The following is a 23,670-nucleotide window of genomic DNA, read 5'->3' as shown; positions in this document are numbered from 1 at the left end:
CCATCGCCTTCGGGGAGTGACGCGGGATGGACGTCCAGGACGCCCGATTCAAGATCGCGGCCGTCGCCACGGCGGTCGTGCTGGCGGCCGGATTCCTTTTCCACCTGCACCGGCGGACGTCGGACCACCGGCCGTACCGGGGGCCGTCCGCCGCGCCGGGGACGCCCGCGACCGAGCCCGGCGGGACCCGCCGGATCGCGCTGAACACCCGGCCGTCGGACTATCCGCGGCTCCGGGCGCTCGGCTATGACCTGGTGGACGTCGAGGCGGACCCGTCGCTCGTCGCCGGGGTCCCCGCCGGGATGCGGGCGCTGCTGTGGGTCGGCAACTTCACCTGCGGCGACTTCGCGCTCGGCTGGGACGAGTTCCAGCGTGCCGTCCAGCGGTTCGGGCGCGACCCGAAGGTGTACGGGTGGTACCTGTCGGACGAGCCCAACACCGGCGACTGCCCGGAGGTCGCCGGCGAGATCCGCCGCCGCGCCCGCTACATCGACCGGAACGCGCCCGGGCAGGTCTCGTTCATCTCGCTGACCGACTGGCCGATGGGACCGCTCACGCCGCGGCGCGTCGGCGTCGACCTGGTCGGCCTGGACCCCTACCCCTGCAAGGGCTCCCCGGAGGCGCGCGAGCACTGCGACATCGGGGCGATCGACCGGATGGTCCGTATGGCGGACGCCGCCGGCATCCCGCGCGCCAAGGTCGCGCCCGTCCTGCAGACGTTCGGGCAGGGCTGCACCGAGGGCGACAAGCAGTACTGGCTGCCGACGCGGGCCCAGTTCCGCGCGATCCTCGCGCGCTGGGACCGGCTCGCGCCGCGGCCGCCGCTGGAGATCTCCTACTCCTGGGGACACCAGGAGAAGTGGGCCTGCCCCACTCTCGCGGACGCCTCCGGCGGCGCCCACCCCGACCTGCAGAGCCTCATGCGGGCACGCAACACGGCGCGCTGAGAGGCCCTGACCGGCGCGGAGGTCAGTTACCGCCCGGCTGGTCGGCGACGGCCGGATGCCGCGACTTCGACGGAACCTGGAACTCCAGTGACCCGAGCCTCAGGGCCAGGACCTCCATCACACCGACGGCCAGAATCAACGCGACGGCCATCAGGCCGAGCTTCCTGCGGTTCAACCGCGCACCCCTTTGAAACCCCCGAACGAGCAGGTCAAGAACTTAACATGCAGTGATCTTTCTTCTGTTCCGGAACTGCCCGTTTCTCACCCTTTGTAACGCCTTTGTGATCCTGCGCAGCCCCGCGCCGCCACCCGCGCCGCCACCGCGGCGCGGTCAGAGGGCCCGGCTGGTGAGGTTGGCGGCGCGGGCGTTGAGGCACTCGCCGGTGGCGAGGTCGAAGGCAAAGTTGTGGGCCAGGCAGTGGATCCGCCCGTCCCGGACGACCGAGCCGACCGACAGGTCCTCGCCGGCGTGCGGGCAGTACCGCGGGATGTCGTAGCGGGCGCCGGCGTCGGCGACGACGATGCGCTCGCTCTCGTCCCGCCCGGTCTCGTACGCCTCGACGGCTTCCAGCGCCGGCGCGTTCGCGTGCTTGAGCAGTCCGACCAGGTGGTCGTTGTAGACGTCGGGATCGCGGTAGAGGCTGAGCCGGAACGAGATGAGCAGGTCCTCCCACGCCATCCGGCCGGTGAGCACGCCGTCCAGCCAGCGGGCCGCGGTGGTGATCCGGTAGTGCGGGCGGACGCCGGGGGACGCCTGCGCCACCGTGAGGCCGCCGGGAGAGAAGTCGACGTCCCAGGAACCGCCGTGCGGACCGGTGACGTCGAACCGGACGATCATCGAGATCCGCCGGAGGAAGTAGTCGCTGAGCCCGCCGAGGCGCGCGAAGTGGGCGGTGAACCTGTCGAACAGGTCCGGGCCCGGCTCGGGGTGGTCCGCCAGCACGCCGGCGATGGCGCCGGCCCGGTCGGCGGCGTACCGCCTGAGGTAGTCGCCCCGGGCGTCGTCGGCGAAGGAGAACTCCGCCGAGACCGGGTCACGGGTGATCTCCCCTGTGTCCAGGTCGACGGCGTCGCCCGGCTTGAAGCACTCCCAGCGCTGCCCCGGCAGATGCTCGCGCAGCCAGTCGGTGGCGACCTCCGGGTCGCAGAACGCGCCGTCCGCCTGGTCGAGCACCCGGTTGAGGTGCTCGACCTCGGCGTCCAGGAAGCACGGCGGCCCGGCGAACGGGGCCGCCAGCAGCGGCTCGGTCTGCCGGACGAGCCGCTGCGCCGCGCGCAGCTTGGAGACGCGCTTGGCCGCCGAGACCTCGGCCATCTCGGCGGCGGAGTACTCGTAGCAGATCGGGTGCCAGGACGCCCCGGACGTCTGGAGCGCCATCAGGTCGAGCCGGCCTCCCGCCATGTGCTTGGCCCGGCGGGCCTGCGCGGCGGTGAGCCTGGCGTCGTTGCAGTGCAGGATCGCGCGACCGTCCGCCACGATCAGAAAGGCGGCGTCATGGCACATGGGCGACAGTTCTGGAATGACGGTGATCCAGGAGCCGCGATTGTCGAGCGTGAATTTCTCCCACGGCCGTATTTCGATGACCTGACGCCCGCCCGCGGCGGCCGCGATGCGTTCCCGGAAGGCGGGTCCGGGATAACACGGAATGAGGATCCGGGTCCGCGCGGGAAGGCGCTCGATGACCCACGGGTCGAAATGGTCGAGATGCTCGTGCGAGACCGCCACCCAGTCCGCGTCGAGCAACGGAGCGAGATCCAGATGATCGTTTCTCGGGTACTGGTGCCAGGCGCCGAGAAAGGCCCCGGTCGGAGCCAGCCACGGGTCCGCGAGCAGATGGAACGCGGCCGCGTCCACCGACACCCCCGCATGTCCGATAAATGTGACAGTCGGCATGTCCAGACTGTCGCTCTTCGGGCCCCGCCGGCACACCCGCCGGAGTGCGTAAAGCGGCTACGCCGTCAGCATGAAAGCACTATATGCACGGTCTTGATACGTCGGCCGAGACGCCCGGAAACAGATCGAGTTCACACTCCCCCGGACAATGACCGCTTCCGGACAAAAGGTACATATTACGGACGATCTACTGGACATCCGCGGGGCCGCCGGGCGATCGTCGACTGGGTGCTGGAATAGCGGGCGGTGGTCGTCATGGGCAACGGGCGGGCTCGATCTTCCCGAGCGGACACTGCCCCGGGCGCGCGGGCGCTCGCGGGCACGGGCGGCCGCGAGGGCGTGCGCCACGAGCACCATGACCGGACGGGACCCCCCGACCGCGGCGGGCGGCAGCTGTGGCGCAGGCGGCTGCGGCACGACATCCGCCACGAACTCGGCACGATCATCATGCTGGCCTCGGCCGTCGCCGTCGCGGACGACCTCGGCGACACCAGCCGGGCCCGCATCGACCAGCTGCTCGGCGAGACCCGGTGGCTCGACCACCTGCTCCGCCGGCTCGACGAGGACGACGACCGCCCGGCGCCCGCCCCGGAGCGGATCCGGGTGGACGACCTCACCGCCGAGGTCGTCACCGGGATGCGGCTCGTCACCCCGCACGAGATACGCCTCACCGCCGGCGAGGCGTGGGCGCACATGGACCCGGTGTCGTTATGGCGCGCGGTCCGCAACGTCCTCGAGAACGCGTGCCGCGTCGCGGAGGGACGCGTGGACGTGCACGTCGAGGCCGCGCGGGGCCGGCTCGTCATCCAGGTCGACGACGACGGCCCGGGGTTCGGCGCGGGCCTGGGGACACCGGCGGGGCGAGGACCGGCCCGGCCCGGGCTGGCGTCGTTGGGGCTCGGCATCGTGCACGACCTCATCTCCGGGTACGGCGGCGGCCTGGAGATCCGCACCAGCGAGATGGGCGGCGCGCGCGTCCGCATGCTGCTGCCCGCGGCGCCGCCCCCGGAGGACCGCGCGGCGGGCGCCCTCGCCGACGCCTGCTCCGACGACTGGCGGCCCCACCCATGAGGATGGTGATCTGCGACGACCACGCGGTCTTCGCCGAGTCGCTGTCCCTGGTGCTGAGCAACGCCGGGCACAGCGTCGTGGAGGTGACCTACTCCCCCGCCGAGGCGCTGCCCGTGCTCCGGGCCAGGCAGCCCGACCTGTGCCTCATCGACCTGCACTTCCCGTCCGGCACCGCGCTCGACTGGATGCCGCGGCTGCGCGGCTCGTCCCCGCGGACGAGGTTCGTCGTGCTGACCGGATTCCTGGAGCGGCCCGTGCTGGAGGCGGGCCTCGCGGCCGGGGTCCGCGGGTTCGCGCACAAGGGGCAGCAGACCGGCGAGATCCTCGCCGTGCTGCGCCGTGTCGCGGACGACGAGATCGTCGTCGACCAGGAGATCCGCCGCGGTGACGCCCGGGGACGCGACCAGTCGCGCAGGTTCGCCCGGTTCCTCACGCCCCGGGAACGCGAGGTGCTGACCCGGCTGGCGCGCGGCGAGTCCACGCAGACCCTCGCCCGGGCGATGGGGGTGACGCGCAGCACGGCGCGCAGCCACGTCCAGAGCGTCCTCAGCAAGCTGGGGGTGCACTCCCAGCGGGAGGCGGTGATCGAGGCCGCCCGGCACGGTCTGGTCAGCGTGGAGACCGGAGAGTGGATCGCGGGCTAGCCGCCGCGTGTTTCGGCGGGATTCCGGGCGGGGACGGCCGGACCTGGCCCTTCAACGGGCGACCGTGACGCGTTAGCGTCTGCCTGGGGAGAGGAGGTACCCATGCCTCAACGGCGAGGCACGCCGCCCGTCTCCGACGCGGGGGTCCTCGACTGCCCGGACGCCTACGTGCGCGGGGTCCCCTACGACAGGCTCGAACGGCTCCGGACGCGGACGCCGGTGGTGTGGCTGGACGGGCGCACGGCGGGACGGCCGGGCGCCTGGGCCGTGCTGCGCCACCGCGACGTCCGGCATGCCCTCGCGCACCCGGAGACGTTCTCCCCGCAGGTGGACGGCGTCGTGCACGGCCCGCTGAGCGGGGAGGAGCCGTCGGGCGAGGACGAGCTGATCGACATGGACCCTCCCGTGGAGGCGATGCTCGCGCGGATCCCGCCGCGGGAGAGAGTCGACTTCGTCCGGGAGGTCGCCCGCGACCTCCCGGAGACGCTGCGCAACACCCTCGCCGGCGGCCTGCACGCCCTGCTGCGCCACCCCGCCGAGTACGTCCGGCTCCGCGACGGGCGGCGGGACGACCGGCTCCTCGACAGCGCGGTCGAGGAGATGCTGCGCTGGTGGACGCCCGTGCTGCACGTCCGGCGCACCGTGCAGCGCGGCACGGTCGTCGGCGACGTGCCGCTGCTCGCGGGCGAGGAGGTCATGCTGTGGCTGGTGTCCGCGAACCACGATGACGAGGTGTTCCCCGAGCCGGGGCGCTTCGTCCCCGGCCGGTTCCTGCGGGACGCCCCGCCCCATCTGTGCTTCGGGTTCGGGCACCGGGCCTGCCTGGGCGCGCGGCTCGCGCGGGTGCATCTGCGCGCCCTGCTCGCCGCGCTGCTCGAACGGCCCGGCCTGCCGCGGCCGGCGGGCGAGCCGGTGATGCTGCGGTCGAGCGCCCGGCACGGCTTCGCGCATCTGCCCCTCCGCTGGGACCGCTGAACTTTTTCCGCCCCTCGGTCGTAGTAGGTGCGTGGGACTCACGAGCGCGGGGACGCTGAGCCTGCTCTTCCTGCTGGCCTTCGGCTGCATGGCCGCGACCGTGCGGGCCTGGCCGCGTGCCGCGGCCCCCGGCGCCCGGGCCGTGGGGGCCCGCGCGCTGATGCTCGCGGGCTGCCAGTTATCCGTCCTGCTCACGCTGGTCGCGGCCCTGAACGCGCACTACCTGTTCTACGGCTCGTGGACGGACCTGCTGAGCGCCGCCGGCGGAGGCGCCCAGGAGCACCGGCCGAACGGGGGGAACGCGGCCGCCGCGACGAGGGTCGTGCGGACGGTGCAGGCGGGCCTCGACCCCGGACCGCGTGCCGAGCACGTCCCGGCGAAGGACGGCCAGGTCGAGCGCCTCGACATCCGCGGCGTCCGGACGGGACTGGCGTCGCAGGCGTACGTGTACCTGCCGCCGCAGTACTTCCAGCGCGCCTACGCCGCCCGCCGCTTCCCGGTCGTGGTCCTGCTGGCCGGGTACCCGGCGGCGGACCGGCTCGTGTGGATCCGCCAGGGGCACGTCCCCGAGGACGCCGCGCGGGCGCAGGCGCGGGGCCTGATCCGGCCGATGATCTACGTGATGATGCGGCCGACCGTCGTGCGGGGCTGGGACACCGAGTGCGCCGACGTGCCCGGCGGTCCGCAGGTCGAGACGTTCTTCGCGCAGGACGTCCCCGAGGCGGTCGCCGAGACCTACCGCGTGCCGCGGGACCGGAGCGGCTGGGCGCTCGCCGGGTACTCCACCGGCGGGTTCTGCGCCGCGAAGCTGGCGATGCGGCACTCCGACCGGTTCTCCGCCGCCGTCAGCATGGCCGGGCACTTCGACGCGCTGATGGACCCGACGACCCGCGACCTGTACGGCGGGAGCAGGGCCGTGCGGCAGAGCGACGACCTCGTCTGGCGGCTGCGGCGCCTTCCCGCGCCGCCGGTGTCGATCCTGGTGGCGTCGGCGGACACCGGGGAGAAGACGTTCCCGTCGGCGCAGCGGTTCATGCGGGCCGCGCGCCCTCCGCTGGTCGTGGACAAGGTGCTGCTGCGCAGCGGCGGCCACAACTTCAAGACGTTCCGCAAGTACATCCCGCCGTCCATCAGGTGGCTGAGCGCACGGCTGCGGGGAGGGTGACATGGAACCGGTGAGCGCGGCCCTCATCGGGCCCGTGTGCCTGCTGGCGCTGGGCTGCGCGGTGGCGGCCGTCGTCCTGTGGCGGCGGCTCGCGGGGACGGGCGTGCGGGCCGTGCTGGCGCGCTCCGGGCTCCTGCTGGCCACGCAGGCCGCGCTCACCACGTCGATCCTGCTGCTGGCCAACCGGTACTTCGTGTTCTACGCGACGTGGAACGACCTGCTCGGCAACGATCCCGCGCGCCTCCGGGTCGAGCACGTCCAGCCGCAGCGCGCGGCGGGACGCCTCGTGGAGCGCACCGTGACCGGCCTCGGCCCGAAGCGGGCGGGGCACACGGCCGACCCCGCGAAGGACGGGCGGGTCGACCGCCTGACCGTCCACGGCGCGCGGAGCGGCCTGGACGCCGAGGCCTACGTCTACCTCCCGCCGCAGTACTTCCAACGGGCCGGGCGGCTGCCCGTGGTGGTCCTCATGGGGGACGGCGCGCCCGCGGACCGGCTGCGGGACGCCGGCCTGCTCCGGGCCGCCGGGAGGACGCGGCCGATGGTGTACGCGATGGTGCGGCTCCGCGGCGCCGCCGACTGCGTGGACGTGCCGGGGCGTCACGCCACGCTCGGCGAGACCTACCTCTCGCAGGACCTTCCGGAGGCCCTGGCCTCGCAGTACCGGGTGACGGAGGCCCGCGAGGGGTGGGGTCTGGCGGGGACGGGCGACGGCGGATGGTGCGCGGCGCGGCTCGCCATGGTGCGCTCCGACCGGTTCGCCGCCGCCGCGAACGTCGGCGGCCGGTTCGGCGCGCCGGCGGGCGACCTCTACGGCGGGAGCGAGCGCTACCGGCTCGGCGACGACCTGCTGTGGCGGCTCCAGAACGTCCCGCCGCCCCCGGTGTCGATCCTGGTCGGGGCGGCGAGGGGCGACGAGCAGGCCCGGCGGTTCGCCGCGCTGGCGCGGCCGCCGATGCGCGTCGAGACGTTTCCGGGCGAAGGTCCCTCCGCGCTTCCGTCCGTCCTGACGTGGCTGGGGGCGCGGCTCCGGATACCTCCCGCGGAGTAGGGGCGCTGACTCCTCAGGGCCGACGTGGCCCGGCACACCCATGACTTAACGTGCAGGAATGAGCACTTCGCCGCCGCGCTGGCCGCGGCCCGCCGCGTGGCCGGTGTGGGTCGTCCCGCTGCTGGTCGCGTTCCTCCAGGTGGGCGGGTCGCTGGGCGCGCAGGGCGAGCGGCCGCCGGGAGGGCGGACCGGCGGACCGCCGTGGGAGCACGGGAGCGCGTCCATCGGGCACACCGACCTGGACGCGCTCGGCTTCGCGCTGCTCCTCGCCGGACCGGTCCTGCTGCTGTTCCGGCGCCGGCACCCGGTGTTCACGGTGTGCTCCACCGCGGCGGTGACCGCCCTGTACTTCCTGCGCGCCTACACCTACGGCCCGGCGCCGCTGGCGCTGGCCGTCGCGATGATGGCGGCCGTCACCGCCGGGCACCGGCTGCTGGTCTGGGCGGGGACGGGCGTCGGCCTCGCCGCGTTCTTCTCCCTCACCGCGCTGATCGGCGTCCCGGCCGCCGAGCGCGGTCAGGGCGGCCCGTTCCCGGTCGAGGAGCCGACGCTCGGCGGGTCGGGCTTCGTGGTCGGCTGGGCGCTGGTGGTGCTCGTCACGGCCGAGCTGATCCGGATGAGCCGGCAGCGCGCCGCCGAGACCGCCCGCACGCGCGCCGAGGAGGAGCGCCGCCAGGCCAGCGAGGAGCGGCTGCTGATGGCCCGCGAGCTGCACGACGTGCTCGCGCACAACATCTCCATGATCAACGTGCAGGCGGGCGTGGCGCTGCACCTGATGGACGAGAACCCCGAGCAGGCCCGGACGGCGCTCGCCGCCATCAAGGACGCCAGCAAGGAGGCGCTCACCGAGATGCGCGGGGTGATCGGCGCGCTGCGGGCGCAGGGCGAGACCGCGCCCCGCGCCCCGACCGCCGGGCTGGAGGGGCTGGACGACCTGCTGGCCCGCGCGCGGTCCGCGGGGCTGGACGTCGAGGCCGAGGTCACCGGGGAGCGGCGGCCGCTGCCCGCAGGCGCCGACCTGGCCGCGTTCCGCATCGTCCAGGAGTCGCTGACGAACGTGACCCGCCATGCCGGTCCCGGACCGGTGACGGCGCGGGTCCGCATCGCCTACGGTGAGCACGAGGTCGTGGTGGAGGTCGAGGACGACGGCCGGGGCGTGTCCCTGCTGGACGACCGGCCGGGCGGCAGCGGGATCCGCGGCATGCGCGAGCGGGCCGCCGCGCTCGGCGGCGCGTTCGAGGCCGGTCCGCGACCCGGCGGCGGCTTCGGCGTGCGGGCGCGGCTGCCGCTGGACGCCGGCCCGGCCGGGCCCGAGGAGGGTGCGCGATGATCAAGGTGCTGCTGGCCGACGACCAGGTGCTGGTGCGGGCCGGGTTCCGGGCGCTGCTGGACGCGCAGCCCGACATCGAGGTCGCCGGGGAGGCGGGCGACGGCGAGGAGGCGGTGGCGCTGGCCCGCCGGCTGCGTCCCGACGTCATCCTGATGGACATCCGCATGCCCGGCCTGGACGGCCTGGAGGCGACCCGGCGGATCGCCTCCGACGAGCGGCTGGACGGCGTGCACATCGTGATCCTCACCACGTTCGAGCTGGACGAGTACGTGTTCGAGGCGCTGCGCGGCGGGGCGAGCGGGTTCCTGGTCAAGGACACCGAGCCGGTGGAGCTGATCCACGCCGTCCGGGCCGTCGCGGACGGGGACGCGCTGCTGTCGCCCGGCGTGACCCGGCGGCTGATCTCGGAGTTCGCCGCGCGGGCCAAGGAGCCGGCGCCCTCGCCGCGGCTGAACGCGCTCACCGAGCGTGAGCGGGAGGTGATGGCGCTGGTCGGCGAGGGACTGTCGAACGAGGAGATCGCGGCCCGGCTCGTGGTGAGCCCCGCGACGGCCAAAACGCACGTCAGCCGTACGATGGTGAAGCTCGGGGCGCGGGACCGGGCGCAGCTCGTGGTGTTCGCCTACGAGTCGGGGCTGGTCAAACCGGGCTGGCTGCCCTAGAAATTTTACTCTGCGGGGATTCGCTGTCCTCCCCCGCAGGACCATGACAGGGTGGACGGCGCAGGCCGTCACCGACGTGAGGGAGTCCGGTGCCGCACGACGCGAGGATTCTGGCCGTCGACGACCGCGAGGAGAACCTCACCGCCCTCGCGGCCGTGCTCGACGCGCTGCCGGTGGAGGTCGTGTCGGTCACCTCCGGCCAGGCCGCCCTGAAGGAGCTGCTGAACGATGACTTCGCGCTGATCCTGCTCGATGTCGTGATGCCGGAGATGGACGGGTTCGAGACGGCCGAGCACATCAAGGCCCGGCCGCGCACCCGGGACGTCCCGATCATCTTCCTCACCGCGGGCGGCGGCGCCGGGGAGCAGGCGTTCCGCGGCTACGCGGCGGGCGCGGTCGACTACCTCACCAAGCCGTTCGACCCGTGGCTGCTGCGCGCGAAGGTCTCGGTGTTCGTCGAGCTGCACCGCCGCAACCAGCAGCTCCAGCAGCAGGCGCTGCTGCTGCGCCAGACGCTGGAGGAGGGCGAGGGCGGGGCCTCCCCGGCAGGGTGCGACCGGCTCCTCGCGGCCCTGGACCAGCGGGTCGCCCGCATCGAGGCGGACGTCGCCCGGCTGCGGTCCGGCGAGCCCGCCGACGAGCTGGAAGCTCACGTCGCCGACCTGCGGACGGCGCTCGACACGCTGGCCGCGGGCGGCTGAGCGCCCCTCTCGATCCTTCTCGATCCCCTGCGAGGGCGGGGTTCCCGCGCACGTCAGCGGCTACTTACCGTAGCCGTTCTCGTCCTCACTCCCCTCCAGGGCGGCCGGCGTCTCCAGAACATGATCTTGCAGGTCAGAGAACTGGAATCTTTTACCTTTGATGATGCTTGTCCGGTTTGTCGCAAGTAAGTACTTGGGGGTAACTTGCACTCTGCGTCACACCAGTGACCCGTGTCACCGCGGTCCCCCCACGGACCACGACCCCCCGGAGGCCCCCATGTCCCCCTCGTCCGACGCCGCGCCCGGCCGCGTCCGCTGGAAGCGGTTCGCCGCGATCGCCGCCCCCGCGGCGGTCGGCGCGGGCGCCCTGGTCTTCATGACCGCGCAGGGCGCGATCGCCTCCTCCTTCGCCGTCTCCGGCGGCAGCTTCAAGGTCAGCGCCGACTCGCTGAGCGGGCAGGGCTTCGTCCAGTACGGCGGGGTCGACGCGCGCAAGGACGGCGCCAAGCACCCCGTGCAGGTCTCCGCCATCAGGTCCGCGCAGATCCGCGACATGTGCCAGTCGGTGAAGGTCGGCCCGTTCACGCTGCGGCTCACCGCCGGCACCGGCGCCAAGCCCGTCGAGGCGAGCGACCTCGTCCTGGACGTGGAGCAGCTCAACGCCGACGCCACGTTCTCCGACATCGAGATCGGCCGGGACGCGAGCACGCTGGACAAGGGCCCGGACGGGGCGAGGGGCCCGGCGGGCATGTTCGGGCAGCAGGCGTCCTCGATCGAGCTCCGCGACGTCAAGCAGGTCGCGTGGGCGACCACCGCCGGGACCTTCAAGCTGAACGACCTCAGCATGAAGCTCGGCGCCGAGTGCTTCTGAGGCCATGACCCTTCCCACCGGACCCGCTCGTCCCGCCCCGTCCGCTCCCCGCGCGCCGCACGGATTCCGCCGCTGGCGGCGGACACGCCCCTTCTGGGGAGGCGTGTTCGCCGTCCTCGGCGGCGTCGAACTGGTCGCGATCCCGCTGGCCCCGATGCCGCTCATCGTCCACCAGGGCATGGCCGGGGTGGCGAGCTGGCTCATCGGCGCGCTGCTCGTCACCGCTGGCGCGCTGATGTGGTTCCAGCCCGCCCAGCGCAGCTTCTACGGCATCCTCGCGGTGCTGCTGTCCCTGGCGTCGTTCCTCACGTCCAACTTCGGCGGGTTCCTCGTCGGGATGCTGCTGGGCCTGCTCGGCGGCGCCCTCGGCTTCGCCTGGACGCCCGCGCCGGACGGGCCCCGGCCCGCCACGACGCCGCGGGACGGCCGTCACGGCGCGCACGCGGCGCCGCGCGGCGGGCGGCTGACCGCCCTCGCGCTCCCGGCCGTCCTGGGGATCCACCTGCTCGCCCCGTCCCCGTCCCCATCGCCGTCCTCCCCGGTGGCGGCGTCCTCGGCCACCCCCGCCCCCTCGGCGGCGCCGTCCGCGATCCAGACCGCGTCTCCGAGCCAGACGCCGTCCACGCAGCCCACCACCAGCGCGACACCCGCCCCGACCGCCACGCCTTCGCCCAGCGCGACGCCATCGCCCACTGCGACGCCCGCACCGGCCAAGGACGCGGGCACCGGGCCGCGCCTCTACACCGACGCCGGGACGCTGCGCGCCGACTCGCTGACGATGTCGGGGCTCAGCTACGACGGCGTCGCGTCCCTCCCCTCGGCGGGCGGGACCGTGAAGGCGCTGAAGTTCAGCATGTCCAAGGCCGTCCTGAAGAACGTCGACCAGACGGCCTCGCACGGCGGCGCCACCGCGCGGACCCGGACCGGCAGCCTGACGCTGACCGGCGATGTCGTCATGTACACGACGAAGATGTCGTCCAAGCTGCTGGGCGTCCCGGTGACCTTCACTCCGGCGGCGCCTCCGCCGCTGACGCCGCCCTACATGGTGATGACCGACGTGGTCTCCGAGCAGCCCGCCGTCACCGCCGGCGGAGCGCAGATCAGCGGCCTCGCCACCGGCTGACCGGGCGCCTCGCCCAGCGCGCCGGCGCCCAGCTTGCCGCGCAGGATGAACGCGCCCAGCAGCACGGCCGCCACCACGAGGACGACCGCGACCGTGACGACCACCACCGTCTTGCGGCGCTCCCCGCCACTTCCGGGACGGTCGTGGACGGGCGGCGGAGGCGGCTGCTGCCAGTTCGCGTACTGCTGCGGCTGCTCCCACGGCGGAGGCGTCTGCGGCGGAAGGCTCGGATGCGGCTGGATGACCGACGGTTGCCGCACCGGCGGGTGCTGCACGGACGGGTGCTGGGACGGGGGCGGCGGCACCCAGTCCGACTCCAGCGGCGTCCGCGGAGCCGGCTCCGGAGGTTGGGGAGGGGGCGGCGGCGGGTGCGAGGCGCCGCGGTCCTGGAACCGGCCCGGGTCGCGGCGGGTCACCGGCTCGGGTTCGCCGAGGTCGTGGCGCACCGGCTCGCGGCGAACGGCGTCTCCCACGTCCCGGCGCGTGACCGGGTCGAGGTCCTCGGGGTCGAGGACGGTCTCCGAGGCGCGGTCGGGCAGGTAGCGGGCGGACGGCTCGTCCGTCATCGTCTCGTTCACCCGCGAGGGCAGCGGCGGCACCGGCGGGGACGGCTGCTGGACGGCCACGACCTGGGTGAGCAGGGGCAGCGCCTGCTCCGCCGTCATCCGGCCGAACGGCTCGCGCGCGAGCAGCCCCTCCAGCACCCGGCCGAGCGGCCCCGCGTTCCGCGCGGGCGGCACGGGCTCGGTCAGCGCGGCCTGCAGCGACGACATCGCGTCGGACCGCTCGTACGGGGAGCGGCCCTCCACGGCCGCGTACAGGGTAGCGCCGAGCGCCCACAGGTCGGAGGCGGGGACCGCGCGCTCGCCCTGCACCCGCTCCGGCGCGATGTAGGCGGGCGACCCCATGACCAGGCCCGTCTGGGTGAGGGTCGAGTCGCCCTCCATCTGCGCGATGCCGAAGTCGGTCAGCACGGCCCGTCCCGTGTCGGTGACCAGCACGTTGCTGGGCTTGACGTCGCGGTGCAGGATGCCCTTCTGGTGGGCGTGCTGGAGCGCGCCGAGCATCTGCAGCCCGATGTCGGCGACCCGGCGGTGCTCCATCGGGCCGCGCTCGATGATGTCCTGCAGCGACGGGGCGAGGACCAGCTCCATCACGATCCAGGGCCGGTCCGCCTCCTCGACGACGTCGTGGACGGTCACCACCCCGGAGTGGTTCAGCCGCGCCGACGCGCGGGCCTCGCGGAACGTCCGCTCGTAGAGGACGGCGCGCTCGGACTCGCTCAGCCCGGGCGGGAGCACGACCTCCTTCACCGCGACCTCGCGGTCCAGCATGGTGTCGAAGGCGCGCCACACGGTGCCCATGCCGCCGCGGCCGACCACCGAGTCGAGCCGGTAGCGGTTACCGAGCAGACGTGCCTGTGCCATCTCTAGAAGGTCCCCCCACTGGTCATCCCACCCCGGAGGGCTGGAACGTGTCGAGGACATTGTTCACGAGTGTCTCGTTCTCGTTCCACTGGGAGGTGGGTACCGCCACCACGATGGCGAACGGCCGGCCGTCCACCATCACGCCGCGGTCCTTCGCGCGCGTGCCGCCCGAGCGGGACCAGCTGAACTCGATGTCGGCGGCCAGACGCCCGGCGACGGTCGTGCGGGTGATCTCTCCGATGCGCTGGAAGCCCTGGAGCTTGCCGTCGGCGATGGCCTCCCGCTCCCAGGTGACCCAGTGCTCGTAGGGGTCGCCGGACCACACCGTCCGGTCGACCTGCACGTAGGCGCTGGACGCGGGGTCGGTCCAGACGACGCTGTTGCCCTGCACCGAACGCCGCCACCCGCGCGGGACCGCGATCGTGAAGCCGCGCTCGCGCGCGGGGACGAGCCCCGCGGGAATCGGCCGCCTGCTCGCACTCGGCGAGGGCGCCGGGTCGTCCGAGGCCACGGTCGGCGTGCTCCCCGTGGCCGGCGTCTCCTGCCCGGCGGCCTGCGGCGGCTGCGACCGTTCCGGTCCGCCGTCCGAGGAGTTCTTCGGCCAGAAGGCGAACCCGGCGATCGCCAGGACCGCCGCCGCCACGACGACGCCGGCGAGGACCGGCACGACCGGGGACTTCCCGCGCGCCGGGGCGGCGGGCGCTCCCTGCGTCCACTGCGTGGACGTTCCGTGCGGAAAGTGCTCCGTCGATTCGGGCGGGACGGGCACCGGAATGGACGGCTGCGCGAGCGCCTGCGACGGTGCCGCCTGCGACGGTGCCGCCTGCGACCCGCCGGACGGGAGCGTCGCGGTCCAGGTGGCGCCGGCGGCCGCGGCCGCCGCCTCGTTCGCGGCGATCTGCGCGGCGGCCGCGTCCGCGGCGTGCCCGGAGGCGACCGCCTTCAGCGCCGCCTCGGCCCGGTCCCCGGTCATCCGCCGCACCGGGTCGCGCTCCAGCAGCCCGGTGAGGACGGGCGCCAGCGGCCCCGCGTTCCTCGGCGGCGGGACGTCCTGCGTCATCACGGCGGCGAGGACCGCCATCGCGTCGCTGCGGTGGTGCGGCGCCTTGCCCTCCGTCGCCGCGTACAGGGTGGCGCCGAGCGCCCACAGGTCGGACGCGGGGATCGCCGGGTCGCCGTTCACCCGCTCCGGCGACATGTACGCGGGCGACCCCATGATCAGCCCGGTGCCGGTGAGGGTGGCGTCGCCCGCCACCTGGGCGATGCCGAAGTCGGTGAGCACGGCCCGGTCGTCGCCGGTGACCAGCACGTTCGCCGGCTTGACGTCGCGGTGCAGGACGCCGATCGCGTGCGCCGCCCGCAGCGCCCCCGCGATCTGCGCGCCGATGGTCGCGACCCGTCCGGGCGGCAGCGGCCCGTCCTCCTCCACGACCTCCTGGAGGGAGCGGGCGCGCACCAGCTCCATGACGATCCACGGCCGGCCGTCCTCGTCGACGACGTCGTGCACGGTCACGACGCCCGGGTGGTTCAGCCTGGCCGAGGCGCGGGCCTCGCGCAGCGTGCGGCGGTGCCGGTTCTCGCGCTCCTCGTCGCTCAGGCCCGCGGGCAGCACGACCTCCTTGACCGCGACCTCGCGGTCGAGGGTCTCGTCGGAGGCGCGCCACACGGTGCCCATGCCGCCGCGCCCGACGACCGATTCGAGCCGGTACCGACCGGCCAGCAGCCGCCCCTCCATCAGGCGTCCGCGGGCTTGAAGAACCGGTAGACCGGCTGGAGTTCGGAGTACACCTCGTCCCAGTCGCCGTCAGGGGCCCGCAGCAGGATCGCGTAGCCGTGCCCCTTCGTCACGAACCCGCGGTTGAGGATGTGCACCCGGCCTCCGTCGCCGTCGTAGGTGAACTCCCAGTCCGCCGACTTGTCGCCGTTCCCGGTGTCGGGCACCGGCGGGTGGTCGCCGGTCGCGGCGATCCTGAGCTTCTTGTAGCCGGGCCAGCCGGAGCCGCCCCGCTCCTGCCGCCGCCAGTCGTCGATCGCGCTCGGGCCGGGGTCGTCGGTCTGGTCGATCTGGATGTAGGTCTTGCGTCCGGGCGCGTAGAAGAAGTCGCCGCCGTTCTTGCGCTCGGGTCCCTTCCAGCCCTCGGGGACGGGAACGGAGTAGCCGCTGCGGTCCTTGTGCGTCCTGAACCCGGCGGGAAGGGCCGGGCTCGGGTTCTTCGACTTGACCGGGGAGGACGAGGACGCCCTCCCCGTGGCCGGCGGCGTCGAGGCGCTCTTCTTCGCGCCCTTCCCCTTGTCGTCGCCGCCGTTGCTGGCCAGCGCGATCCCCGCGATGACCAGGATGACGAGGAGCACCACCCCCGCGATGATCAGCACGTTGCGGTTGGACGCCAGCGCCGGCCGTCCGGCGGAGGGGTGGTGGGTCGTCGGCGGGAAGTGCGTGTCCGGGCCGGGCTCGGGCCCCCGGCTCGGGACCGTGACCCGTCCGGCGGGCTGGGTGCGGGGCCCCGGCCGCCAGGAGCTGACCCTGTCGGGGTCGGGCGCGGTCTCGGCGGGGTTCGCGGCCTCGGGCGCGCTCGGCGCCCCCCTCGGGAGGTCGAAGCTGGTGAGCTGGTCGGGCCGGTCGCCGGCGCCGGCCGGGCGGGGCGCCTCGTCGGGGGCCTCCGGCATGGTCGTCTGCGTCCCCGGCGCCTCCTCGACCGGGTACTCGACGGCCATCGTCCGCTGGGTGTCGATGGTCTCCTGCCGGACGATGTCGTCCAGCATCCGGCCGGCCTCGATCGCGTCCATCCGCTGGTCGGGGTTCTTGCGCAGCAGGCCTTCGATGACCGGGACGAGCCGGCCGCCCTTCTCCGGCGGGTCGGGCTCGTCGGAGATCACCGCGACCAGCGCGGCCATCGGCTCGGGACGCTCGAACGGCGACTTGCCGTGCAGCATCGCGTACAGGGTGACGCCCAGCGACCACAGGTCGGAGGCCGGACCGGCGACGCGGCCCCGGGCCCGCTCCGGCGCGATGTAGGCGGGCGAGCCCATGACGAGCCCGGTCTGGGTGAGGGTGGCGTCGCCGGAGGCGGTCGCGATGCCGAAGTCGGTGAGCACGGCGCGCTCGCCCATCCGCCCCGTGCCGGTGATCAGCACGTTGCTCGGCTTGACGTCGCGGTGCAGCACGCCGGCCTCGTGCGCGGCGTGCAGCGCGGCGAGCATCTGCCGGGCGATCTCCGCGGCGCGGCGCGGCTCCATCGGCCCGTCCTGCTTGATCACCTGGTCCAGGGAGCGCGCCCTGATGAGCTCCATGATGATCCAGGGGCGGTCGTCCTCCTCGACGACGTCGTAGACGGCGACGACGCCCGGATGACTGAGCCTGGCCGCGGTGCGGGCCTCACGGAACGTGCGCTTGTGGTGCACGGCGCGTTCCTCATCGGTGAGACCATGCGGGAGGATGACCTCCTTCACCGCAACGTCACGACCGAGGACCTCATCGTGCGCCTGCCAGACCGTCCCCATGCCGCCTCGGCCGACCTGGGTCACCAGGCGGTAGCGGCGGGCGAGCAACCGCTCACCGGTGGGTTCATTTGGCATATCCGCGACCATATCGACTTTTGCTGACAACCTTGGACTGAGAGTGCAAGCCACATCCCCTTACCCGTACGACGCCCGAGATCACTCCGCGGTTCGCCGCGGGCCGGGCGCGCGGGGGCGGAGACGTGATCGACGTGCGACCCGGTAGAAAGGGGACCATGACCGAGCAGGGCCAGCAGCGCGGCCTGCGGGGCGAGTGGGGGCGGCTGATCCAGGCCGCGCCGACGATCTTCTTCTGGTACACCCGACTCTCCGGGATCCTGTCGCTGCTCGCATGGGTCTCCTATGGTCTCATCCTTGAGATAGCCGATATCTGGGCGTTGCGATGGATCGGTTATCTCGGCTGGTTCCCGAGCGTCCCGATCGGCCTGCTGTGGATCCTGCTGTCGATGGGCGTCCGGCGGCGCAAGAAGGCCGCGTGGCGGATCCTCGTCCTGATCTTCTGCCTGCCCACCGCGCTCGGCGTCACCGCCGTCCTGACGACGCTGATCAACCCGGACAGGCCCACCCCCGTCGGCCTGATCGTCACCGCCGCCGTGTACCTGGCGGTGCTCGGCCTGCTGATCTCCGCGCGCGGCCAGTTCACCACCCTGCCCGACCGGGCCAACCGGCGCCTGGCCACCCTCGTCTTCACCAGCCTCCTCATCGTGACCTGCGGCATCGGGACGTTCCTCGTCACCGTGACCGACCGCATCTCCCGCGGCGACTTCTGGACGCACCCGCTCTACGCGATCGCCCAGACCGTCCTCGGGCCGCGCGTCACCGGCAAGCCGATCGACGTGTCGGTGCCGTTCTGGGTCGACGTGATCCTGTGGGTGCTCGGCACCGGACTGATGATCGCCACGTTCTGGGCGCTGTTCCGGCCCGGGCGGCGCGACCCCGTCCTCAGCCCCCCGGAGGAGCTGGCGGCCCGCGCCCTGCTCGCCGAGTACGGCGACCAGGACTCCCTCGGCTACTTCGCGCTGCGCCGCGACAAGGACGTCATCGTCGCGCCGAACGGTAAGGCGGCCATCGCCTACCGGGTGGAGGGTTCGGTCTCCCTGGCCAGCGGCGACCCGCTCGGCGACCCCGAGTCGTGGGACCAGGCGATCGAGGCGTGGCTCGGCGAGTGCCGCGCGCACGCCTGGATCCCCGGCGCGGTCAGCGTCGGCGAGCGCGCCGCCCGCATCTACAAGCGGCACGGCTTCGACGCGCTGGAGCTCGGCGACGAGGCCATCGTCGACCTCACCGACTTCAACCTGGACGGACGGGAGATGCGGCAGGTCCGCCAGGCCGTCCGGCGCGTCGAGCGGGCCGGGTACACCGTGCGGATCCGCCGCCACTCGCAGATCCCCGGCTGGGAGATGGCCAAGCTCATCCGCAGCGCCGACGCCTGGCGCGGCGAGGAGACCGAGCGCGGCTTCTCCATGGCGCTCGGCCGGCTCGGCGACCCCACCGACGGGCGCTGCGTCATGGTCGAGGCGTTCGACGCGCACGGGGAGCTGCGCGGCCTGCTCAGCTTCGTCCCCTGGGGGCGGGCCGGGCTGTCGCTCGACCTGATGCGCCGCGACCGGCTCGCCGAGAACGGCCTCAACGAGTACATGGTCGCCAAGCTCGCCGAGAAGGCCGCCGCGGTCGGCGCGCAGCAGCTGTCGCTGAACTTCGCGATGCTGCGCTCGGCGTTCGAGCGCGGCTCCCAGATCGGCGCGGGCCCCGTCGCCCGGCTCTACTACCGGTTCCTGTCGTTCGCGTCGAAGTTCTGGCAGCTGGAGTCGCTGTACCTGTCGAACGCCAAGTACATGCCCGACTGGCGTCCCCGCTTCATCTGCTACGAGCACGGGCGGCACCTCGTCCGGCTGGGCCTCGCCTACGCCCGCGCCGAGGGGTTCCTGCCGAGCCTGAACCGCCCCAAGCTGGACCGGGCCGCCTCGATGGTCCCCTCCGACGACCTCGTCGAGAGGATCAAGGAGATCGAGGAGGCCGCGGAGGCCGCCCGCGCCCCCCAGCGCCGGCTGTCGGAGCAGGAGCGGGTCCGGCACGCCAAGCTCGACCAGATCCGCGCCGCCGGGATGGAGCCGTACGCGCTCGGCTGCGAGCGCACCGACGTCGCCTCCGGCATCCGGGAGCGGCACTCCGGTCTCGCCCCCGACACCCGCACCGGCGACTCCGTCGCGATCGCGGGCCGCGTCGTCCTCGCCCGCGAGCACGGCCGGCTGATCTTCGTCACGCTGCGGGACGAGACCGGCGACCTGCAGGTCATGCTGACCGCCGACTCGGTCGGCGAGGAGTCGCTGCGCCGCTGGAAGGCGCTCATCGACCTCGGCGACCAGGTCGGGGTGCGGGGCGAGGTCGTCACGTCCCGGCGCGGGGAGCTCTCGGTTCTCGCGTCCTCGTGGACGCTCGCCGCCAAGTGCCTGCACCCGCTGCCGAACAAGAGCTCCGGGCTGTCGGACCCGGAGGCCCGCGTCCGGCAGCGGTACGTGGACTTCATCGTCAACGACGAGTCCCGCCGGATGCTGCGGATGCGCGGCGACGCCGTCGCCGCCGTCCGGGACGGCCTGCGCGCCCGCGGCTACCTGGAGGTCGAGACGCCGATGCTCCAGCCGGTGCACGGCGGCGCCACCGCCCGCCCGTTCACCACCCGCATCAACGCCTACAACATGCAGCTCTACCTGCGGATCGCGCCGGAGCTGTACCTCAAGCGCCTCCTCGTCGGCGGCGCCGGCCGCGTCTTCGAGCTGAACCGCAGCTTCCGCAACGAGGGCGTCTCGCAGCGGCACAACCCCGAGTTCACGATGCTGGAGGCCTACGAGCCCTACGGCGACTACGACACCATGGCCGAGCTGACCCGCTCCCTCGTCGTGGACGCGGCCCGCGCCGCCCTCGGCACCACGGTCGTCGTCCGGGACGGCGCCGAGTACGACCTCGCCGAGCCGTGGCAGGAGATCACCGTCTACGAGTCGGTGTCCAAGGCGCTCGGCGAGGAGATCACCCCGGGCACCTCGCCGGAGCGCGTCCACGCGTTCGCCGAGCGGGCGGGGCTGAACGTCGACCCGCAGTGGGGGCAGGGCAAGGTCGTCCAGGAGCTGTTCGAGGCGCTCGTCGAGGAGCACCTGACGGCGCCCACGTTCGTCCGCGACTACCCGGCCGAGACGTCCCCGCTGACCCGCCCCCACCGCGACGACCCGCGCCTGGCCGAGAAGTGGGACCTCATCGTCTTCGGCCTCGAACTCGGCACCGCCTACTCCGAGCTGATCGACCCCATCCTCCAGCGGCAGCGGCTCACCGAGCAGTCGCTCCAGGCCGCGGGCGGCGACCCGGAGGCCATGGAGCTCGACGAGGACTTCCTGCGCGCCCTGGAGTACGCGATGCCGCCCGCCGGGGGCATGGGCATGGGCATCGACCGGCTGCTGATCACGCTGACGGGCCGCAGCATCCGCGAGACGATCCCGTTCCCGCTGGTGCGCCCCGGCTCCTAGAGGCCGCGCGGGACGGGCCGGAACCCCTGCCCCGCGAGCCACGCCCGCGCCGCTCCCCGCCGGGCGTCCTCCCCCTCGGGCAGGACGCCCGGCGGAACGGGCAGCCCCTCCGCCTCGTCGGCCGGGAGCACGTCCCCGCGCTCGGGATCGAGCACCTGGAAGCCGTCCTCCATCGCCGCGGCGACCGCCCCCAGGTCGACGGGAAGCGGAGCCAGCCCGGTCGGCGCCCCCGCGCCCAGGGCGGCGGCGAGCTCGTCCGCCAGCTCGGCGTCGCCGGGCAGGTCGCGCTCGTTCAGCTCCTCCAGGCACGCGAGGGCGAGGGACCGCGCGTCGCGCCCCTGCGCCAGGGCCGCGACGAGGACGTCCCCGGCGTACTGGAGCACGGGAGCCAGCGGACGGCCCCGGAGCAGCTCGGCGTCCCCGAACCCCCGGTGCGCCGCCGCCCGCAACCGCGCCAGCGCCTCATCGCCCCATTCCGTCACGCACACATTTGTACAGACAACCTCTGACACGCGCGCTCGATTCATTGCCCGTGCGGCCTGGACATTGCGAACGGCGGCGACATACCATCAATGAAATATACCTTGGAGGGTATGTTCGAGATCGAGATGGAACCCGAGGTCGTCGCGTGGCTGGACACTCTGACCTTCGTCCAGTACCAGCGCGTCATGCGGAACGTGGACGACTACCTTGTGGACCGTGGAGACCTTCTCGACGGCAACCACACCCGAGCGTTACGAGCCGGCGTTCGTGAGTTGCGTCTTCACTTGGAGGACACCACGTGGCGGATCACCTACTGGCTGCCGACGGTCCGCGGACGCCTCATCGTGTTGCTGACGGCTTTCCAGAAGGTTCGCAATGGCTCCCAGCCGCAGGATGTCGAAAGGGCGGTCTTCATGCGAAGAATCTGCGAGTCGTCCCACTTGGCACCCACAGGGCACGTCTATGAAAGGAGCGAGTGATGGCCGGGCATAGCGGGTGGCGGGCCTACCGCGCGAAGCGACTGCGGGAGGAGACCGCGGCCCATCCCGAGTACGAGCAGGCGGGGCTCGACCTCCGCCTCGGTGACATGGTGCGCGAACGCCGACTCCGCCTCGGGCTCACGCAGGCGGTCGTCGCCGAGCGCGCCGGCATCACCCAGCCCGCGCTCTCGCGGCTCGAAGGGGGTGGCGGAATTCCCACCCTCGCGATGCTGGACCGCATAGCCAGGGCCATGAACACCACCTTCACGATCACTGTGGGAGAGGACGCGGCGGCCTGACCTCCATCAGGATCGTGGCGGTGGTGGTGGGGGTGGTGTGTGCCGTCGTCGGGGGTGTGGGGGTGCTGGCGGCGGACGCCGGGCTCCGGCGGCGGGCCGTGGTGGTGGACGGGGTGCCGGTCGAGATCGTGCGGCAGGCCGGGGCGTCCGGGCGGGCGCCGGGTGTCGTGGTGGCGCACGGGCTCGGAGCAAGCGGGCGCCTGATGCGCGGGTTCGCCGACACGCTGGCCCGGCGCGGGTACGCGGTGGCGCTCGTCGACCTCGCGGGGCACGGGGCCAGCACGCGGCGGCTCCCCGGGAACGGGGACGGCCCTGCCGCCGATGCCCGGCTCGACCGTGACGTGGACGTCGCCGTCACGCGCCTGCGGGCCGTGCCGGGGGTGGACGGGGAGCACATCGGACTCGTCGGGCACTCGCTGGGAGCCGCCGCGGTCATCCGCTACGGCGCGGCGCATCCGTCCGTCGGGGCGACGGTCGCGATCTCGCAGGGGGCGATGGCGGTGCCGGCGTCCGCGCGGAACGTGCTGCTGGTCGCCGGCGGCCTGGAGTTCCCCGCGTATCGGGACGGCGCCGTCCAAGCGCTGCACGCCGTCCACCCGGAGGGGCGGCCCGGCGCGACCTACGGCGATCCGCGCGACGGGACGGCGCGACGGGCCGTCATCGTCGGCGGTGTCGAGCACGTCGGCGTGCTGTTCAGCCCGCGCACCCATCGCGAGACCGGCGCCTGGTTCGACGCGGCGTTCGGGCGGCACTCGGCTCCGGTCTCCGACGTGCGCGCCGTCCAGCGCGCGGGGTCGGCGCTGCTGCTGCACCTCGCGGCCGTGCTGACCTTCGGGGCGATCGCCTCGGCGCTGCTCGGGCGGCCCTCGGACGCCCGCGAGGCGCGCCGCCGCGTCCCGGTGCGGTTCGCGCTGCTCGCGGCGGCGTTCGCGGCCGGGGTCGCGGTGCCCGTGATGGGGGTCTTCCGGTTGCCGCTCGCGGTGGCCGGTCCGCTCGCCGGGTTCTTCGGCGTCGCCGGCGTGGTGGCGCTCGTCTGCGCGAGGGACCCCGGCTTCCTCGGGGGCCGGCCCCGGGCGCGGACGGTGGCGGCGGCGGCCGTCCTCGTCGCCTTGACCGTGGTGTCGTTCGCCGTCCCGGCCCAGCTGGGGTGGGCGCACGCGGTGCCGGTGGGCCCGCGGGTGTGGGCGCTCGTCCCGATCACCGCGGGCACCGCCCTGTACTGCCTGGGGGTCGAGGCGCTGTGCGCCGGACATGATCGGCCGACCGCCATCGGCGTGCACGCCTGGGCGGCGACGGCCGCGCTGGCCGCCCTCCTCGCGGCCGCCCTCGTCGGGGCCGTCTCGCCGTTCGTGCTGCTGGTGTCGCCGCTGATCGCCGGACTCCTGGCCTGGCAGGGCGTCCAGGCGGCGGCGCTGCGCTCGATCCGAGCCCCGGCGTGGGCGACCGCGCTCGTCGGCGGCGTCCTGCTGGCCTGGCCCCTCGCGGTCACCATGCCGATCACCTGACGTCCGGTG

Annotated in this window: 21 protein-coding genes; 15 read left to right on the top strand and 6 right to left on the bottom strand. The window is 73.6% G+C overall.

The features are described from left to right. Positions 1–26 precede the first annotated feature (26 nt). Positions 27–947 (top strand): hypothetical protein, encoded by a 921-nt coding sequence (locus tag AB0C87_RS11025; RefSeq protein ID WP_345181622.1) that lies wholly within the window; start codon positions 27–29, stop codon positions 945–947. Between the two features lie 22 nt (positions 948–969). Here the strand turns inward: AB0C87_RS11025 and AB0C87_RS11020 are convergent, their stop codons facing one another. Both AB0C87_RS11020 and AB0C87_RS11015 read right to left on the bottom strand, forming a co-directional pair. Continuing rightward, on the bottom strand, positions 970–1,122 hold the full coding sequence (locus AB0C87_RS11020; RefSeq protein ID WP_345181624.1) for a hypothetical protein: 153 nt from the start codon (positions 1,120–1,122) through the stop codon (positions 970–972). Between the two features lie 156 nt (positions 1,123–1,278). Continuing rightward, entirely contained in the window at positions 1,279–2,841 is a 1,563-nt protein-coding gene (locus tag AB0C87_RS11015; protein WP_360577227.1) for a Rieske 2Fe-2S domain-containing protein, read from the bottom strand. Positions 2,842–3,096: 255 nt separating this feature from the next. Here AB0C87_RS11015 and AB0C87_RS11010 point away from each other — a divergent pair, with 255 nt between their 5' ends. From AB0C87_RS11010 to AB0C87_RS10965, 10 genes are all read left to right on the top strand, one after another. Beyond that, entirely contained in the window at positions 3,097–3,912 is an 816-nt protein-coding gene (locus tag AB0C87_RS11010; RefSeq protein WP_353833744.1) for an ATP-binding protein, read from the top strand. Then, positions 3,909–4,556 (top strand): response regulator transcription factor, encoded by a 648-nt coding sequence (locus tag AB0C87_RS11005; RefSeq protein WP_360577226.1) that lies wholly within the window; start codon positions 3,909–3,911, stop codon positions 4,554–4,556. Before AB0C87_RS11010 ends, AB0C87_RS11005 begins: the two co-directional genes overlap by 4 nt. Positions 4,557–4,658: 102 nt before the next feature. Further along, the gene (locus AB0C87_RS11000) at positions 4,659–5,531 is read left to right on the top strand and encodes a cytochrome P450 (RefSeq protein ID WP_360577225.1); all 873 of its coding nucleotides are present in this window, start codon (positions 4,659–4,661) and stop codon (positions 5,529–5,531) included. Positions 5,532–5,562: 31 nt separating this feature from the next. Continuing rightward, the gene (locus tag AB0C87_RS10995; protein ID WP_345181634.1) at positions 5,563–6,696 is read left to right on the top strand and encodes an alpha/beta hydrolase-fold protein; all 1,134 of its coding nucleotides are present in this window, start codon (positions 5,563–5,565) and stop codon (positions 6,694–6,696) included. 1 nt (position 6,697) lies between these two features. Further along, positions 6,698–7,747 (top strand): hypothetical protein, encoded by a 1,050-nt coding sequence (locus AB0C87_RS10990; RefSeq protein WP_345181636.1) that lies wholly within the window; start codon positions 6,698–6,700, stop codon positions 7,745–7,747. Between the two features lie 58 nt (positions 7,748–7,805). Then, entirely contained in the window at positions 7,806–9,077 is a 1,272-nt protein-coding gene (locus tag AB0C87_RS10985) for a sensor histidine kinase (protein WP_345181638.1), read from the top strand. Continuing rightward, positions 9,074–9,739 (top strand): response regulator transcription factor, encoded by a 666-nt coding sequence (locus tag AB0C87_RS10980; RefSeq protein ID WP_185027840.1) that lies wholly within the window; start codon positions 9,074–9,076, stop codon positions 9,737–9,739. The genes AB0C87_RS10985 and AB0C87_RS10980 overlap by 4 nt, the downstream gene beginning before the upstream one ends. Positions 9,740–9,828: 89 nt before the next feature. Further along, on the top strand, positions 9,829–10,440 hold the full coding sequence (locus tag AB0C87_RS10975; protein ID WP_345181641.1) for a response regulator: 612 nt from the start codon (positions 9,829–9,831) through the stop codon (positions 10,438–10,440). Between the two features lie 277 nt (positions 10,441–10,717). Next, positions 10,718–11,311 carry a DUF6230 family protein gene (locus AB0C87_RS10970; protein WP_360577224.1) on the top strand — a complete coding sequence of 198 codons (594 nt, stop codon included), beginning with the start codon at positions 10,718–10,720 and terminating at the stop codon, positions 11,309–11,311. A gap of 4 nt (positions 11,312–11,315) precedes the next feature. After that, complete coding sequence (locus AB0C87_RS10965) at positions 11,316–12,434, top strand: DUF6114 domain-containing protein (RefSeq protein ID WP_345181644.1); 1,119 nt, start codon at positions 11,316–11,318, stop codon at positions 12,432–12,434. Here AB0C87_RS10965 and AB0C87_RS10960 read toward each other — a convergent pair. From AB0C87_RS10960 to AB0C87_RS10950, 3 genes are read right to left on the bottom strand one after another with little or no spacing between them, the layout of a single operon-like run. Beyond that, positions 12,350–13,861, bottom strand: coding sequence for a serine/threonine-protein kinase (locus AB0C87_RS10960; RefSeq protein WP_345181646.1), 1,512 nt, complete (start codon positions 13,859–13,861; stop codon positions 12,350–12,352). The genes AB0C87_RS10965 and AB0C87_RS10960 overlap by 85 nt on opposite strands. 22 nt (positions 13,862–13,883) lie before the next feature. Beyond that, positions 13,884–15,596 (bottom strand): protein kinase, encoded by a 1,713-nt coding sequence (locus tag AB0C87_RS10955; protein WP_360577223.1) that lies wholly within the window; start codon positions 15,594–15,596, stop codon positions 13,884–13,886. Then, on the bottom strand, positions 15,596–17,437 hold the full coding sequence (locus AB0C87_RS10950) for a protein kinase (protein WP_345181650.1): 1,842 nt from the start codon (positions 17,435–17,437) through the stop codon (positions 15,596–15,598). The genes AB0C87_RS10955 and AB0C87_RS10950 overlap by 1 nt, the downstream gene beginning before the upstream one ends. 158 nt (positions 17,438–17,595) lie before the next feature. Between AB0C87_RS10950 and lysX the strand changes: the two genes are divergently transcribed. After that, positions 17,596–20,895, top strand: a complete 3,300-nt coding sequence (lysX, locus tag AB0C87_RS10945; RefSeq protein ID WP_360577222.1) for a bifunctional lysylphosphatidylglycerol synthetase/lysine--tRNA ligase LysX — start codon at positions 17,596–17,598, stop codon at positions 20,893–20,895. Here lysX and AB0C87_RS10940 read toward each other — a convergent pair. Then, positions 20,892–21,377 carry a hypothetical protein gene (locus AB0C87_RS10940; RefSeq protein WP_353833453.1) on the bottom strand — a complete coding sequence of 162 codons (486 nt, stop codon included), beginning with the start codon at positions 21,375–21,377 and terminating at the stop codon, positions 20,892–20,894. The two genes, lysX and AB0C87_RS10940, sit on opposite strands and share 4 nt — an antisense overlap. 111 nt (positions 21,378–21,488) lie before the next feature. Here AB0C87_RS10940 and AB0C87_RS10935 point away from each other — a divergent pair, with 111 nt between their 5' ends. From AB0C87_RS10935 to AB0C87_RS10925, 3 genes are read left to right on the top strand one after another with little or no spacing between them, the layout of a single operon-like run. Further along, a complete protein-coding gene (locus tag AB0C87_RS10935; RefSeq protein ID WP_360577221.1) occupies positions 21,489–21,857 on the top strand; it encodes a type II toxin-antitoxin system RelE/ParE family toxin in 369 nt (122 codons plus the stop codon). Next, entirely contained in the window at positions 21,857–22,156 is a 300-nt protein-coding gene (locus AB0C87_RS10930) for a helix-turn-helix transcriptional regulator (protein ID WP_345181660.1), read from the top strand. Before AB0C87_RS10935 ends, AB0C87_RS10930 begins: the two co-directional genes overlap by 1 nt. 14 nt (positions 22,157–22,170) lie before the next feature. Next, positions 22,171–23,661: an alpha/beta fold hydrolase gene (locus AB0C87_RS10925; protein ID WP_360577220.1), complete on the top strand. Its 1,491-nt coding sequence runs from the start codon at positions 22,171–22,173 to the stop codon at positions 23,659–23,661. The last annotated feature ends 9 nt before the right edge of the window (positions 23,662–23,670 follow it).

The organism is Actinomadura sp. NPDC048021 (assembly GCF_040653135.1).
In the GTDB taxonomy this organism is placed as follows: Bacteria; Actinomycetota; Actinomycetes; order Streptosporangiales; family Streptosporangiaceae; genus Spirillospora; species Spirillospora verrucosospora.
This window is presented reverse-complemented; position numbering and strand designations above follow the sequence as displayed.